Source organism: Streptomyces sp. NRRL F-5126 (assembly GCF_000721265.1).
Taxonomy (GTDB): Bacteria; Actinomycetota; Actinomycetes; order Streptomycetales; family Streptomycetaceae; genus Streptomyces.
Genome location: NZ_JOFZ01000005.1, coordinates 74,435 through 88,699 on the forward strand (window position 1 = coordinate 74,435; position 14,265 = coordinate 88,699).

The 14,265-nt window shown below is 72.2% G+C and carries 12 protein-coding genes; 10 read left to right on the top strand and 2 right to left on the bottom strand.

Annotation, left to right across the window (positions count from 1 at the left end; genetic code table 11):
* Positions 1-65 precede the first annotated feature (65 nt).
* On the top strand, positions 66-1,394 hold the full coding sequence (locus IH48_RS0111555; protein ID WP_030902598.1) for a DUF4192 domain-containing protein: 1,329 nt from the start codon (positions 66-68) through the stop codon (positions 1,392-1,394).
* 288 nt (positions 1,395-1,682) lie between these two features.
* On the opposite strand, the gene IH48_RS36205 is transcribed toward IH48_RS0111555, so the two are convergent.
* Positions 1,683-1,823, bottom strand: coding sequence for a hypothetical protein (locus IH48_RS36205; protein ID WP_158710277.1), 141 nt, complete (start codon positions 1,821-1,823; stop codon positions 1,683-1,685).
* Between the two features lie 240 nt (positions 1,824-2,063).
* On the opposite strand from IH48_RS36205, the gene IH48_RS0111565 reads away from it, so the two are divergent.
* From IH48_RS0111565 to IH48_RS0111585, 5 genes are all read left to right on the top strand, one after another.
* Entirely contained in the window at positions 2,064-2,828 is a 765-nt protein-coding gene (locus tag IH48_RS0111565; protein WP_030902600.1) for an NUDIX hydrolase, read from the top strand.
* 124 nt (positions 2,829-2,952) lie between these two features.
* The gene (locus IH48_RS0111570) at positions 2,953-4,749 is read left to right on the top strand and encodes an ATP-binding cassette domain-containing protein (RefSeq protein WP_030902603.1); all 1,797 of its coding nucleotides are present in this window, start codon (positions 2,953-2,955) and stop codon (positions 4,747-4,749) included.
* Positions 4,750-4,918: 169 nt separating this feature from the next.
* The gene (locus tag IH48_RS0111575; protein WP_078849641.1) at positions 4,919-5,806 is read left to right on the top strand and encodes a FadR/GntR family transcriptional regulator; all 888 of its coding nucleotides are present in this window, start codon (positions 4,919-4,921) and stop codon (positions 5,804-5,806) included.
* Positions 5,807-6,146: 340 nt separating this feature from the next.
* Positions 6,147-7,709: an RNA polymerase sigma factor gene (locus tag IH48_RS0111580; protein ID WP_030902607.1), complete on the top strand. Its 1,563-nt coding sequence runs from the start codon at positions 6,147-6,149 to the stop codon at positions 7,707-7,709.
* 151 nt (positions 7,710-7,860) lie between these two features.
* A complete protein-coding gene (locus IH48_RS0111585) occupies positions 7,861-8,739 on the top strand; it encodes a serine protease (protein ID WP_051839599.1) in 879 nt (292 codons plus the stop codon).
* A gap of 136 nt (positions 8,740-8,875) precedes the next feature.
* Here the strand turns inward: IH48_RS0111585 and IH48_RS0111590 are convergent, their stop codons facing one another.
* The gene (locus IH48_RS0111590; protein ID WP_030902613.1) at positions 8,876-9,106 is read right to left on the bottom strand and encodes a DUF7455 domain-containing protein; all 231 of its coding nucleotides are present in this window, start codon (positions 9,104-9,106) and stop codon (positions 8,876-8,878) included.
* 446 nt (positions 9,107-9,552) lie between these two features.
* On the opposite strand from IH48_RS0111590, the gene IH48_RS0111595 reads away from it, so the two are divergent.
* The 4 genes from IH48_RS0111595 to IH48_RS0111610 all read left to right on the top strand — a co-directional run bounded on the left by IH48_RS0111595 (position 9,553) and on the right by IH48_RS0111610 (position 14,215).
* On the top strand, positions 9,553-11,679 hold the full coding sequence (locus tag IH48_RS0111595) for a DNA gyrase/topoisomerase IV subunit B (protein ID WP_030902616.1): 2,127 nt from the start codon (positions 9,553-9,555) through the stop codon (positions 11,677-11,679).
* A gap of 138 nt (positions 11,680-11,817) precedes the next feature.
* Positions 11,818-12,339, top strand: coding sequence for a hypothetical protein (locus IH48_RS0111600; protein ID WP_030902618.1), 522 nt, complete (start codon positions 11,818-11,820; stop codon positions 12,337-12,339).
* On the top strand, positions 12,336-13,538 hold the full coding sequence (locus tag IH48_RS0111605) for a sensor histidine kinase (protein ID WP_234434216.1): 1,203 nt from the start codon (positions 12,336-12,338) through the stop codon (positions 13,536-13,538). The genes IH48_RS0111600 and IH48_RS0111605 overlap by 4 nt, the downstream gene beginning before the upstream one ends.
* On the top strand, positions 13,535-14,215 hold the full coding sequence (locus IH48_RS0111610; protein WP_030902625.1) for a response regulator: 681 nt from the start codon (positions 13,535-13,537) through the stop codon (positions 14,213-14,215). Before IH48_RS0111605 ends, IH48_RS0111610 begins: the two co-directional genes overlap by 4 nt.
* Positions 14,216-14,265 lie beyond the last annotated feature (50 nt).

The following is a 14,265-nucleotide window of genomic DNA, read 5'->3' on the forward strand; positions in this document are numbered from 1 at the left end:
CGTGCTGTGGATAACGTTATCCACAGGGGTCGCGGTCACCGCGTGTTCCGCGGGACCGTCGTGCCATGAGCAATCACCACGACACCCCAGGCCCTGCCGACGAGCAGGCGGTCACGCTCCGCGGCCCCGCGGAGCTGGCCGACGCGCTCCCGTACATCCTCGGCTTCCGCCCCACCGACTCCGTCGTCCTCGTCACGCTGCACGGCGAGCGAGCCCGGTTCGGGGGGCGGCTGAGGCTGGGCATCCCCGGCTCGCCGCGCGAGTGGCCCGCGGTCGCCGACCAATTGGCCGCTTACGCCGTCGAGGCCGCCCAGGGGCGCGGGTCGAGACCGGACGGCATCCTCGTCTTCCTCTACCAGGACCCGGACGGGGCGGGGGAGACCGGTCGCGAGGTCATGGAGCGGCTGCGGCCCTTCGCGCAGCGGCTCCGCACCGCCTGCGGCGCCCTCGACGTGCCGGTGGTGGAGGCGCTGTGCGTCTCGGGCGGCCGTCTCTGGTCGTACTGCTGCCCGGACCCGCGCTGCTGCCCGCCCGAGGGCACCGAGACGGTCCTGCCCGGCACGTCCGTCATGGCCGCTGCCGCCGCCTATGCCGGCCTGCGGGTACGCGGCTCGCTCAGGGACCTGGAGCGCCGGATCCTGCCGCCCGGGCCCGAGGGCACGGCCGCCCAGGCGCGTGCCTTCGACACGGTGGGGGCGGCGATCGTGCCCGAGATCCTCGGCGGGGGCAGGGCGGAGGTCTCCACGAGGACGCTGGGCCTTGCCCGAGACCTGGTACGCCGTCTCGACGGCGCCGAGCAGGCCCCGCCGGCGACGCCCGGCGCGGAGGCGGCCGCCGACGCCCTCGACGACGGACTGATCAGCGACGAGGAGGCAGCGGCCGTCGTGCTCGGGCTGCAGGACAGGGAGACACGCGACCTGGCCGCCGGCTGGACGGAGGAAGCGGGGTCGCCCTCCGCCCTGCGGCTGTGGCGCGCCCTCGCGCGACGGTGCGGCGGCATCTACGTCGAGTACGCCGCGGCGCCGCTCGTCCTCGCGGGATGGGCGGCCTGGGCGACCGGGGACGAGCCGTCGGCGAGGGTCGCACTCGGCCGCGCCCTCTCGGTCGATCCGGGCTGCCATCTCGCCCATCTCCTCCAGGAAGCCTGCAACCAGGGACTCGATCTGAGCGCGGTGCGCGCCTGCTTCGGCGCCGAACCCGCCGCACGCGAGCCGGAAGGGCGAAGGGGCGTACGGGCCGCGCGCCGTGTGGTGCGCCGCGCCGGGCCCCGCGTCCCGCGGCAGCCCGGCAGCGTGAAAGCCCTGCCCAGCGGGGCCGCGCGGCCCGGCGGCGGCGCGGCGAGAGGGCGGATGCGGCGGCGCGGCGGGCGGCGCGACAGCGGGAGCGAGAGGTGACAGCCGTGACCATGCCGGGGCCGAGGGCGTTCACAGAGGCGTCGGAGTCGTACGAGCCGCGCCGGTTCCCGGCGGCCCCGTCCGCAGAAGGCGCACCGGACCACCCATGGCCCCCATCGCCTCTCCCGTACGAAGCGATTCCCCGCTCCCGCCGCCGGCTCCGCGTCGCGGACCGCGAACCCGCGGCGCTCCAGGGCGCGTCCGTCTCCTCCGGCCGTGCGCGCTTCCTCTCCGTGGTCCGTATGCCCGCCGACGTGGGACCCGATCCCGAGCTCAGCGTCGAACGGCTCAGGGACCGGGGTCGCCGTCGTCCGGCTCGGCCGCGGCGGGACACGAGGAGGCGTCGGGCAGGCTGCCGAAGGGGATGGTGGACGCGGCGGAGTCGTTCGGGTAGCGCTGCCCGAGATGTATGCGGGGCGGCGCCGGCATCGCGCCCGACGCCCCGAGGCCCCGGCGGCACGGGCGGCACTTCGCCCGTCGCGCGCCGTACCGCTCGGCGCCGTCCGCATCGCGGGTCCGTAGCTGGCGGGCGAGCGTCCTCGGTTCGCGTGGGCCGAACGGGGCTGGGGGTCGTCGAGGAGGCCGCGTCCGGGCTCCGGCTCGATGCCTGACGGGGTCGAGCCTGCGCGGGGCGTGTTTATCGTCAGGCAGACGACTATGATCACCGGCATGTCCCCCTACGACCCGTCGGCCTTTCTCCCGTTCGCCGTCACCGTCGACCTGGTCGTGCTCACCGTGCGCGGGCAAGCCTTGTGCACGCTGGCCGTTCGCCGCGGTGAGCCGCCGTTCCAGGGCCGCTGGGCGCTTCCCGGTGGGTTCGTCCGGGGCGACGAGGACCTGGCCGAGGCGGCCGCGCGCGAGCTGGCCGAGGAGACGGGGCTCTGCGCCCGGGCCGCCGCGCCGCCCACCCCCGCGGGCGCCGCCCACCTCGAACAGCTCGCGACCTATGGCGCCCCGGGCCGTGACCCGAGGATGCGGGTCGTCAGCGTCGCCCATCTGGCGCTCGCGCCCGACCTGCCGGCGCCGCGCGCCGGCGGCGACGCGCACAGCGCGCGCTGGGCGCCGGTCGAGGACCTGCTCGGCGGGGACGGCGCCTACGCGCGCGAGGGCGAACAGCCCGCCCCGCTCGCCTTCGACCACGCGCGCATCCTCGCCGACGGGGTGGAGCGCGCCCGTTCGAAGATCGAGTACTCGTCGCTCGCGACAGCCTTCTGCCCGGCGGAGTTCACCGTCGGCGAGTTGCGCAGGGTCTACGAGGCGGTGTGGGGCGTGGTGCTCGACCCGCGCAACTTCCACCGCAAGGTCACCGGCACACCCGGCTTCCTGGTCCCTTCGGGTGGTACCACGACCCGTCAGGGAGGCAGGCCCGCCCAGCTCTTCCGGGCCGGCGGGGCGACCGTGCTGAACCCGCCCATGCTGCGGCCGGAGATCTGACGCCGCGTACGGCGGCCGGACACAGCACACTCCGCCTTACGTCGCAAATCGGACATATAGCGTTATCTTGCTGGGGTACTCGCTCTGCCGCGGAGCGGTCTCACCCCCCTGCGAGAGATGAACGATGCTCCAGGCCATCGGACTTACCAGCACGCCCCGTCGCGACCAGCCGGCCGCCGTGAACGACCTGACCTTCGAGGCGAGGCCCGGCCTCGTCACGGCGCTGCTCGGCGCGTCCGGCGCGGGCAAGACCACCACCCTGCGACTGATGCTCGGCCTCGAACACGGCCGGGGTGTCGCCTACTTCAGGGGCAGGCCCCTGCACCGCATCGCACAGCCGGCGCGCGAGGTCGGCGTCCTGCTCGGCGACGTGCCGGGCCACCCGCAGCGCACCGCGAAGGGCCAGCTGCGCCTGTTGTGCGCGGCCGCCGGGGTGCCGGCGTCCCGCGCGGAGGAACTCCTCGACGTCGTGGGGCTCGGCGCCCTGCGCGACGAGCGCCTCGGCAACCTCTCCCTCGGCATGGACCGCAGGCTCGGTATCGCCTCGGCCCTGCTCGGTGATCCGCACACCCTGGTGCTCGACGCGCCGTCCGCCGACCTGTCCCCTCGCGAGACGAACTGGCTGCACGGGCTGCTGCACGCACACGCGGCCCAGGGCGGCACGGTCCTGTTCACCACGGACGACCCGAAGGAGGCGGCGCGCGCCGCCGACCGGATCGTCACCATCGACGCCGGGCGCCTCGTGGCCGACCAGGACGCCGCCTCCTTCTCCGTGACACGGCTGCGCCCGCGCGTGGCGATCAGGACTCCGCACGCCGCCCGCCTCGCGGACGCGCTGAGCAAGGAGGCCCGGGCGCGGCAGCGTTCGGTCGAGGTGGTCGCCGACGGCGGCAGCAGGCTGACCGTGTACGGCAGCAGCTGCCCCGAGATCGGCGACACCGCCTTCCGGCACGGCGTCCTGGTGCACCAGCTCGCGGACGAGATCGGTGACACCGGCCCCGTGCCCGCAGCCCGGCAGAGCGGCGAGGACGACGTGCCGGCGGAAGGGCGCGGCGGCCCGGCGGGCGGCGGGGATGTCCCCGCGCGCCTGCCCGTACCCGCCGCCCGCCGTACCGCCGCTCTGCCGCCGCCTCTCGAGGGCCGCCCTGCCCGCAGCCCGCTGCGGCCGGTGCGCTACGAGTTGCGCAGGATGTTCGGGGTGCGGACGGCGCCCCTGATCGTCGCCGCGGCTCTCGTCGTCTCGCTGGCCGTCGCCCTGGTGCTCGCCCGTACGGGCGGCACACCGCCGTCCGGGCTGTTCGCCGCCTGGCCGGCGCTGCTGCCGCTGCCGCCCGCGGCCATGGGCGCGGGACTGATCGGAGCCCTGTCCTACGGGGACGAGTTCCGGCACCCGGCGATCACCGGGGCGCGCGGCACGGTCCCGCGCAGGCTCGGACTGCTCTGCGCCAAGCTGGCCGTCACGGGAACCGCGGCCGTGGTGCTCGCCCTCCTCGCGGCCTTCGCGGACGGGGGTGTGCTGCGGCTGCTCTACGGCGCCGGGGCCTTTCCCGTCCCGCACGACTGGCCCGCCCTCTGCGCGGGGTGGGCGGGGCTCTCACTGGGCTGCGCCTGGGCGGGACTGCTCGGCGCCGGCATCTTCCGCGTCACGGCCGCCGGGGTCACCGCGGTGGTCGCCGTGCCCGTGCTCGTCGTGCCCCTCGTGAGGAAGGCGCTCACCGGCCCGTCCGCCCATCCCCTGACGGGACTTCCCGGACAGCTGCGCGAACTCACCTGGCTGGGACGTCCCCATGAGACGGACGGATGGCTGCTCTCCGCACTGCGCATGGTCACCCGGCCGGAGGCGGCAGCTCTCGGGCTGTCCCTGACGGCCCTGTTCTGCGCGTTCGCGTTCACCAGTCTTCGTCGTAAGGCCCGTTGGTGATCGTTGTTCGACTGTTTCGGATCGCGTTGGCCATAACTAGCCAGGCAAAGCGGATCTTTCGGACCTAACAGTCACCGTCCGTCAATGGAGGCGCGAGCGCCGATCACCCTTTCGTGTGCTTTTCACCAAAGCCCTCAAGGGCAGTCGGAGCAACGCCGACAAAGGATGCGTGAGTACCCTTGCGCACACCATGATGACCTCCGCCCGTTCCGCCGATTCCGGCCTGACAGGACCGGGTGACCTCAACCGCTATCCGTTCCCCCAGGCGTCCGGCTCCGATCGGCCGGCCGCCCCCGTCTGGGAGGGCCCCGACGTGGACCTCTCCCGGGCGGGCCGGCGCCCCGCGGGCAGCCGCGGGCGCGGGCTCCACGGCCAACTCGTCCAGCAGCTCGGACAGATGATCGTCTCCGGCGACCTGGGTGCGGACCGGCCGCTCGTGCCGGAGGAGATCGGCCAGCGTTTCGAGGTCTCCCGCACCGTCGTGCGCGAGTCGCTGCGCGTCCTGGAGGCCAAGGGCCTCGTGAGCGCACGCCCGAACGTGGGCACCCGGGTGCGTCCCGTCAGCGACTGGAACCTGCTCGACCCGGACATCATCGAGTGGCGCGCCTTCGGCCCGCACCGTGACGACCAGCGCCGTGAGCTGACCGAGTTGCGCTGGACGATCGAGCCGCTCGCCGCCCGTCTGGCCGCCGGGCACGGCCGCGAGGACGCGCAGACGCGCCTCGTGGACATGGTCGAGATCATGGGCCACGCGCTGGCACAGGGCGACGCCATCACCTTCGGCCGCGCCGACGCCGAGTTCCACGGACTGCTGATCCAGCTCGCCGGCAACCGCATGCTCGACCACCTGTCCGGCATCGTGGCCTCCGCGCTCCAGGTGTCCGGCGGCCCGGTCACGGGCTGTGAGCGCCCCACCGACGCCTCGCTCGCGCAGCACGCGCGCATCGTCGACGCGCTCGGCGCGGGCGACGGGGCGGCGGCCGAGTCCGCGATGCGCCAACTGCTCACAGTCCACCCGGACGTCGAGCGCGTCGTGCCCGCTCCGCGCGAGCACTGACCGGGCGGCGTACGTCCCTCCCCGCGGGCGTCCGCGAGGAGCGTGTCGCCGGACCGGCGTGGTCCGGCGACACAGATGCGGGGTGTGTTGCCCCATTGTGCGAAACTTGTCCCATATGGGGTGTGACTCGGGCCACGCGGATTGGGCGTAACACTCTCCGAGGCAGGGCGATGACCTAAGAGGTGACAGTCGAGTGGGGACCGCATCCGCCCGCCGCGGCGCTGTGATCCTTCCCGGCTCCAGCCCGCGCCGTCGGTGACATCCCCAGCCGTCGGTCGTCGGTTCCGGTCCGCTCCCGGGCTGGGCCTGAAGCCCTTCCCATCGTTCCGAGAGGTTGTTCGTGTCGGCCAGCACATCCCGTACGCTCCCGCCGGAGATCGCCGAGTCCGAGTCTGTGATGGCGCTCATCGAGCGGGGTAAGGCTGATGGACAGATCGCCGGCGATGACGTGCGTCGGGCCTTCGACGCTGACCAGATTCCGCCGACCCAGTGGAAGAACGTCCTGCGCAGCCTCAATCAGATCCTCGAGGAAGAGGGTGTGACGCTGATGGTCAGTGCCGCGGAGTCGCCCAAGCGGGCCCGCAAGAGCGTCGCGGCGAAGAGTCCGGTCAAACGCCCCGCCGCGCCCAAGCCCGTGGCCGCCGCCCCCGCACCGGCCAAGACGGTCGCCGCGGCGGTTGTCGCCCCGCCCGCCGCCGAGGTCGTCGAGGCACCGGCCGAGGAGGCCGTCACCGCCGCCGCTCCCGCGAAGAAGTCCGCCGCCCCCAAGAAGGCGGCGAAGAAGGCCACGGCGAAGAAGGCCACCGCCAAGAAGACGGCTGCCAAGAAGACCGCCGCGAAGAAGGACGCCGACGAGCTCGGCGAGGCCGAGGAGCCGGCGGAGGAAACGCCCGCGGGCAAGGCCGAGGACGAGGAGGCCGAGGGCGAGGCCAAGGGCTTCGTCCTGTCCGACGACGAGGACGACGCGCCCGCCCAGCAGGTCGCGGTCGCCGGCGCCACCGCCGACCCGGTCAAGGACTACCTGAAGCAGATCGGCAAGGTCCCCCTGCTCAACGCCGAGCAGGAGGTCGAGCTCGCCAAGCGCATCGAGGCGGGCCTCTTCGGTGAGGACAAGCTCGCCGGCGCGGACAAACTCGCGCCGAAGCTCAAACGCGAGCTGGAGATCATCGCCGAGGACGGCAGGCGCGCCAAGAACCACCTGCTGGAGGCCAACCTCCGACTCGTGGTCTCGCTGGCCAAGCGCTACACCGGCCGCGGCATGCTCTTCCTCGACCTGATCCAGGAGGGCAACCTCGGCCTGATCCGCGCGGTCGAGAAGTTCGACTACACCAAGGGCTACAAGTTCTCCACGTACGCGACCTGGTGGATCAGGCAGGCCATCACCCGCGCCATGGCCGACCAGGCACGCACCATCCGCATCCCGGTGCACATGGTCGAGGTCATCAACAAGCTGGCGCGCGTGCAGCGCCAGATGCTCCAGGACCTGGGTCGCGAGCCCACCCCGGAGGAGCTCGCCAAGGAGCTCGACATGACCCCGGAGAAGGTCATCGAGGTCCAGAAGTACGGCCGCGAGCCCATCTCGCTGCACACCCCGCTGGGCGAGGACGGCGACAGCGAGTTCGGCGACCTGATCGAGGACTCCGAGGCGGTCGTGCCGGCGGACGCCGTGAGCTTCACGCTCTTGCAGGAGCAGCTGCACTCGGTCCTCGACACCCTGTCCGAGCGCGAGGCCGGCGTGGTCTCCATGCGCTTCGGCCTCACCGACGGCCAGCCGAAGACGCTGGACGAGATCGGCAAGGTCTACGGGGTCACCCGTGAGCGCATCAGGCAGATCGAGTCCAAGACCATGTCGAAGCTGCGCCACCCGTCGCGCTCTCAAGTCCTTCGGGACTACCTCGACTGATTCGGTCGGAGGCACACCAGTACGACGCACGCGGCAGGGCCCGGTTCCTCTTTCGAGGGGACCCGGGCCCTGCCGCGTTTCGCGCTTCGGCGCCAGGACAGGTTGGATGACTCCGAGTGGATCACTTTTCCACGGAGAGTCAGGAGAGCAGATGCGTCGCCCCTTCGCCAGAGCCGTCCACACCGCGCCCCGCGGCCGTACCCCGGTGCCCTCCCGGGCGCTGTACGGGGGACTCGCCGCGCTGACCGCCTCGGCGCTGCTGCCGCTCGCCGCGGCGGCCCCCGCGGCGGGCAGCGCCGTGATCGGGGGCGCGCCCGCCTCCACGTCCGACCACCCGTGGGTGGTGGCGCTGGTCAGTCAGGACCGCTTCGGTTCCGGGCGTGCGGGACAGTTCTGCGGGGGCGCGGTGGTCGGGCCGACCAAGGTGCTCACGGCGGCCCACTGCGTGAGTGACGACATCCTCGGCAAGGGTCCTGACAACATCGGCGACCTGCATGTGATCGCGGGGCGGGACCGGCTCACCGCTCCTGGCGGCGAATCCGTCGCGGTGCGGTCGTACGCGGTGGACCCCGCGTACCGGCCGAGCAGCAACGAGAACGACATCGCCGTGCTGACGCTGAAGACGGCGCTGCCGGCCTCGTCGGCGATCGCGCCGGAGCGGCCGGGCGGGGCGGGGGCGAAGCCCGGGAGCAAGGCGCAGGTGCTGGGCTGGGGCGATACGACAGGCCGCGGCGACTATGCGGGCGGGCTGCGCTCCTCGCCCGTCATGGTGCTGCCGGACGCGCAGTGCGAGAAGGCCTACCCGGGCGGCTCGTCGGCCCGTTACGCGGCGTCCTCGATGCTCTGTGCCGGCGACCCGCACGGGGGCCACGACGCCTGCCAGGGCGACAGCGGCGGCCCCCTGGTCGCCAACGGGCGCCTCATCGGGCTGGTGTCGTGGGGGAGCGGCTGCGGGCTCGCGGACGCGCCGGGCGTCTACGCCCGTGTCACGTCCGATCTGGCGCCGGTGGCGGGTGCCGTCGGGCGGTGAGCCGCCAAGCGCTCACAGAGGCCGTGAGGGCCTCCTGGCGCAGAGATGGGGCGGCCGCCATCCGCTGGTGCGGTGGCGGCCGCCCGTCGGCCGTCTCGTTGCACGGCCCTCGGCTCGTCGTGTCGGATGTGAGGTGTCAGCGCTCCTCTTCGCCGGCGACGGCGGGTACGTCCGTCAGCCGGTCGGTCTCATCCTGTATTTCCGCGGCGATCTTCTTGAGTTCCGGCTCGAACTTGCGCCCGTGGTGGGCGCAGAAGAGCAGCTCACCGCCGCTGGTCAGCAGGACACGCAGGTAGGCCTGGGCGCCGCAGCGGTCACAACGGTCGCCCGCCGTCAGGGGGCTCGCGGGGGTCAGAACAGTAGTCACGTCGCCTCTTCTCTAGCTCGACGAGCTGTCGTACCAGGGTCAACATCCAACCAGGCCGAAAACGTTCCCGCTCGCGGCCGTTCTTCGAAAAATTCTTCCGAAGTGGTGTGGGTGCTGACGGTTGGCGGCGAATGAGCCGTATTGCTGAGCTTTACGGATTTCGCATGGATGTCGGGGGTGGTGCTGGTCCTCGGTCCTCCCGGCCGGCTTGCCGGTTGTTGATGAGGACGTGCCCGGAGCCTAAATGGTTCATGCCTGGAAGGGAACGTGAGCTGTGCGGCAGTCACGCAATATATCGAACATACATGCGAGCATGCACTAGCATGCCGTACGACGAGGGTGGCGTTACATCGGCTCTACCAGGCCTCTGTACCCTCTGACCGATGACCGGAGCCGGGCCTTTACCCCACGAGGCCATATCTCAAATTCAGCGAGGAGCGAACCGAGTGACCGCCGATACGTCCGTGCCGTCCACCGCGCTGCTGACAGCGGACCGTGACGGTTCCAACTACACCGCGCGGCATTTGCTCGTTCTCGAAGGCCTCGAAGCCGTCAGGAAGCGGCCCGGTATGTACATCGGGTCCACCGACAGCCGGGGCCTGATGCACTGCCTCTGGGAGATCATCGACAACTCCGTCGACGAGGCGCTCGGCGGCTACTGCGACCACATCGAGGTGATCCTCCACGAGGACGGGTCCGTCGAGGTGAAGGACAACGGCCGGGGCATCCCGGTCGACGTCGAGCCGAAGACCGGCCTGTCCGGCGTCGAGGTCGTCATGACGAAGCTGCACGCCGGAGGCAAGTTCGGCGGCGGCTCGTACGCGGCCTCCGGCGGCCTGCACGGGGTGGGCGCCTCGGTGGTCAACGCGCTCTCCTCGCGCCTCGACGTGGAGGTGGACCGCGGCGGCGCCACGCACTCGGTCAGCTTCCGCAGGGGCGTCCCCGGCATCTTCACGGAGCAGGGCCCCGACGCGCCGTTCGACCCCTCGGGCGGGCTGCTCAAGGGCAAGCGCGTCCCGAAGTCGCGCACGGGCACCCGGGTGCGCTACTGGGCCGACCGGCAGATCTTCCTCAAGGACGCCAAGCTCTCCCTCGACACGCTCCACCAGCGCGCCCGCCAGACGGCCTTCCTGGTCCCCGGCCTCACGATCCTGGTGAAGGACGAGCGGTACATCGAGGACGGCGACGCGGGGCGCGGCGGCGTCGAGACGTTCCGCTACGACGGCGGCATCAGCGAGTTCTGCGACTACCTGGCGCAGGACAAGGCCGTGTGCGACGTCCTCAGGCTGTCGGGGCAGGGCACGTTCAAGGAGACCGTCCCCGTGCTGGACGACCGGGGCCACATGACGCCGACCGAGGTCACGCGCGACCTCGGTGTCGACATCGCCCTGAGGTGGGGCACCGGCTACGAGTCGGCCGTCAGGTCGTTCGTCAACATCATCGCCACCCCCAAGGGCGGCACGCACGTGACGGGGTTCGAACGCTCCGTGACCAAGACGGTAAACGAGGTGCTGCGCTCCGCGAAGCTGCTGCGCGTCGCCGAGGACGACGTCGTCAAGGATGACGCCCTCGAAGGCCTGACGGCCGTCGTCACGGTACGGCTCGCGGAGCCGCAGTTCGAGGGGCAGACGAAGGAGGTGCTCGGCACCTCCGCAGCCAACAGGATCGTCGCGAACGTCGTGGCCAGGGAGCTCAAGGAGTTCCTGACGTCCACCAAACGCGACGCGAAGGCGCAGGCGCGCGCGGTCCTCGACAAGGTCGTCGCCGCCGCACGCACCCGCATCGCCGCGCGTCAGCACAAGGAGGCCCAGCGCAGGAAGACCGCGCTCGAGTCCTCCTCGCTCCCCGCGAAGCTGGCTGACTGCCGCAGCGACGACGTGGACCGCAGCGAGCTGTTCATCGTCGAGGGCGACTCGGCGCTCGGCACGGCGAAGCTCGCACGCAACAGCGAGTTCCAGGCGCTGCTGCCGATCCGCGGCAAGATCCTCAACGTCCAGAAGTCGTCCGTCTCCGCGATGCTGAACAACGCCGAATGCGGGGCGATCATCCAGGTCATAGGAGCGGGGTCGGGGCGGACCTTCGACATCGACAGCGCACGCTACGGGAAGATCGTGCTCCTCGTCGACGCCGACGTCGACGGCGCGCACATCCGCATCCTCCTGCTGACGCTGTTCCAGCGCTACATGCGCCCGATGGTCGAGGCGGGCCGGGTCTTCGCCGCGGTGCCGCCGCTGCACCGGGTGGAGCTGGTGCAGCCCAAGAAGGGCCAGGACCGGTACGTGTACACCTACTCGGACGCGGAGCTGCGCCAGACGCTGCTCGAGTTCCAGCGCAAGGGCGTGCGCTACAAGGACTCGATCCAGCGCTACAAGGGCCTCGGCGAGATGGACGCGGACCAGCTGGCGGAGACCACCATGGATCCGCGCCACCGCACGCTGCGGCGCATCAACATCAGCGACCTGGACGCCTCCGAGCAGATCTTCGACCTGCTGATGGGCAACGAGGTCGCGCCGCGCAAGGAGTTCATCACCAGCTCGGCGGCGACGCTCGACCGCTCCCGCATCGACACCTGAGCGACACCGGGAATTCCTGCTCTCCACCCCCGGGTGGAGAGCAGGAATCCACCTGCGTTCCACCCGGGCGCTGATCCGCTGACCTGTGCTTCCTCCGTACCTTCAGGGAGTCGGACCGCTTCGTTCCCGGAGGACACCGTGAAGGAACTGCTGTACGTGCTGGCGATCATCGCCCTGGTCGTCGTCATGGTCATGCGCCAGGCGCGGCCGCGCCGCATCGGCGGCGACGCCCGCCGCTCGTTCGTCTTCCCGATCGTCATGGTGGTCCTCGGCGTGCGGGAGGGCCACCTCGTCGACGCGGACCACGCCGGCGTCTCGGTCGCGCTCCTCGCCGCCGAGCTGCTGGTCGGCGTCCTCATGGGCGTCGGCTGGGCCGTCACGAGCAAGGTGTGGCGGGAGCAGGACGGCTCCGTGTGGTCCCGCGGCACGAAGGCGACCGCGGGTGTCTGGCTCGCCGGCTTCGCCGGCCGCATGGGGATCATGGGTCTCGGCGCCCTGGTCGGCATCCACCAGTCCTACGGCGCCCTGCTGATCACGCTCGGCATCTCGTTCGCCCTGCGCAGCCTGCTGCTCATGCACCGCGCCGGCGCACTGCCTTCCGGCGCCGGCGCGTCGTACGGTGGCGCCGTGGCCGGGCGTGCGTGGAAGGACAGGGTGTGAGACCAGCGACGTGGACGCAGTGGCCCGCGTGGGAGGCCGGCGATGCGCACATCATCGCGTCTTCCCCGGTCGCGGCGTCACTTCCGGCGACCGGCGGGGGCAGGCAGTTCCGCCTCGCCCTCCGGGCCGTCGTGCCGATGTCCGTCATCTACGCGATCTTCTCCGAGCACCACATCAGCGGCTGGCTCGCCGGGGTGGTGCAGGCGGCGGCCGTGGCCGCCGCCGGCTGGCTGATGTGGGTCTTCAACCGGTCCACGCGTCAGCACAGGCTCGTGCCCTCGCTGCTCTCCGGAGGGCTGCTGCTGGTGGCCGCCGCCGTCGGGCAGTGGCAGGGGTTCTCGGTCGCCGTGGCGATGCTCACCTTCGGCTGCGCCCTCGTCGCGATCCAGCGCATGCCGCTCGCCGCCGGTGTCCCGGTCGCGGCCGTGGCGCTGGGCGGCTACACGGTCGCCAACCACCAGACGTTGATCAGCAGCGTGGTCACGCTCGTGGGCATGGGGCTCGCCGGGTGCGTGATGCGCCTTGACGCCGGGTCCCGCCACCGCCTGAAGGTGCAGGAGCGGGCGGCGCGCGCCGCCGAGGCCGAGTCCGCCGCGCTCGGGGAGCGCGCCAGGATCGCGCGTGACATCCACGACGTACTCGCCCACAGCCTCTCCGCGCAGCTCGTGCACCTGGAGGCGGCCCGGCTGCGTATCGAGCAGGAGGAGCCGGGGCCCTTCAGGGACCAGATACTTCAACGGGTGGTCGCCGCGCGCTCCATGGCACGCGACGGCCTCGCCGAGACCCGGCAGGCGCTGTCGGCGCTGCGCGGCGAGATGGCCCCGCTCGGCGACTACCTGCGCGAGGTGGCGGCGAGCGACGGCGCCGAGGTCGACGTGGAGGGCACGCCGCGGCCGGTGCCCACGGAGGCCTCGCAGACGGTGCGCAGGGTCGTCCAGGAGGCCCTCACGAACGTCCGCAAGCACGCGCCCGGCGCCCGGGTGCACATCGACCTCACCTACGGCCCCGACGAGCTGGCGCTGTGCGTGCGCGATTCGGGCGGCGGGGGAGCGGCACCGCAGGAACTCGCCTCCTCGGGTTCCGGATACGGTCTCCTCGGCATGCGTGAACGCGCCGAGCTCCTCGGCGGCACGCTGGAGGCCGGCCCGGTCGGGGACGGCGGGAAGGGGTACAGCGTGCGGCTGAGAGTGCCGGCGTGACGGGCGCGGGGCCCGCCAGGGTGGTCGTCGCGGACGATCAGGCGGTGGTCAGGGAGGGCATCGTCATGCTGCTCGGCCTGCTGCCCGGCATCGAGGTGGTGGGGGCCGCGAAGGACGGCGACGAGGCCGTGGAGCTCGTCGCGCGGCTGGCTCCCGACGTCGTACTGATGGACCTCAGGATGCCGCGCTGCGACGGGGTCGAGGCCACGCGCCGCATCCGCAGAAACCACCCGGGCACCCAGGTCGTGGTGCTCACCACCTTCGCCGACGACGAGTCCCTGTTCGCCGCCCTCCGGGCGGGCGCGCGCGGCTACCTCACCAAGGACGCGCAGGGCGACGACATCGTCAAGGCGGTGACGGACGTGCTGGCCGGGCAGGCGGGGCTCGCGCCCGCCATGCAGCGCAGGCTGCTCGAGCGCGTCACCGAGCCGCAGCGGGCCCCCGCGCCCGCGGAGCCGCCCGACGGGCTCACCGCGCGCGAGGCCGAGGTGCTCTCCCTGGTCGCCGAGGGACTGTCCAACAAGGAGATCGCCGGCCGCCTGCACATCGGCGCGGCGACGGTGAAGACCCACATCAACAACCTCTTCGCGAAGACCGGGGTCCGCGACCGGGCCCAGGCCGTTCGGTACGCCTACCAGCGCGGACTCATCGAGCCACCCGGGACATCCATCACCTGATGCCGGCGACCGCCGGGGGCGCTCGACCTCTGCGGGGGAGCGGGAACAAC

Coding starts and splice junctions, on each gene's coding strand:
- IH48_RS0111555 (WP_030902598.1), top strand. CDS start 66: ATGAGCAATCACCACGACACCCCAGGCCCTGCCGACGAGCAGGCGGTC.
- IH48_RS36205 (WP_158710277.1), bottom strand. CDS start 1,823: ATGCCGGCGCCGCCCCGCATACATCTCGGGCAGCGCTACCCGAACGAC.
- IH48_RS0111565 (WP_030902600.1), top strand. CDS start 2,064: ATGTCCCCCTACGACCCGTCGGCCTTTCTCCCGTTCGCCGTCACCGTC.
- IH48_RS0111570 (WP_030902603.1), top strand. CDS start 2,953: ATGCTCCAGGCCATCGGACTTACCAGCACGCCCCGTCGCGACCAGCCG.
- IH48_RS0111585 (WP_051839599.1), top strand. CDS start 7,861: ATGCGTCGCCCCTTCGCCAGAGCCGTCCACACCGCGCCCCGCGGCCGT.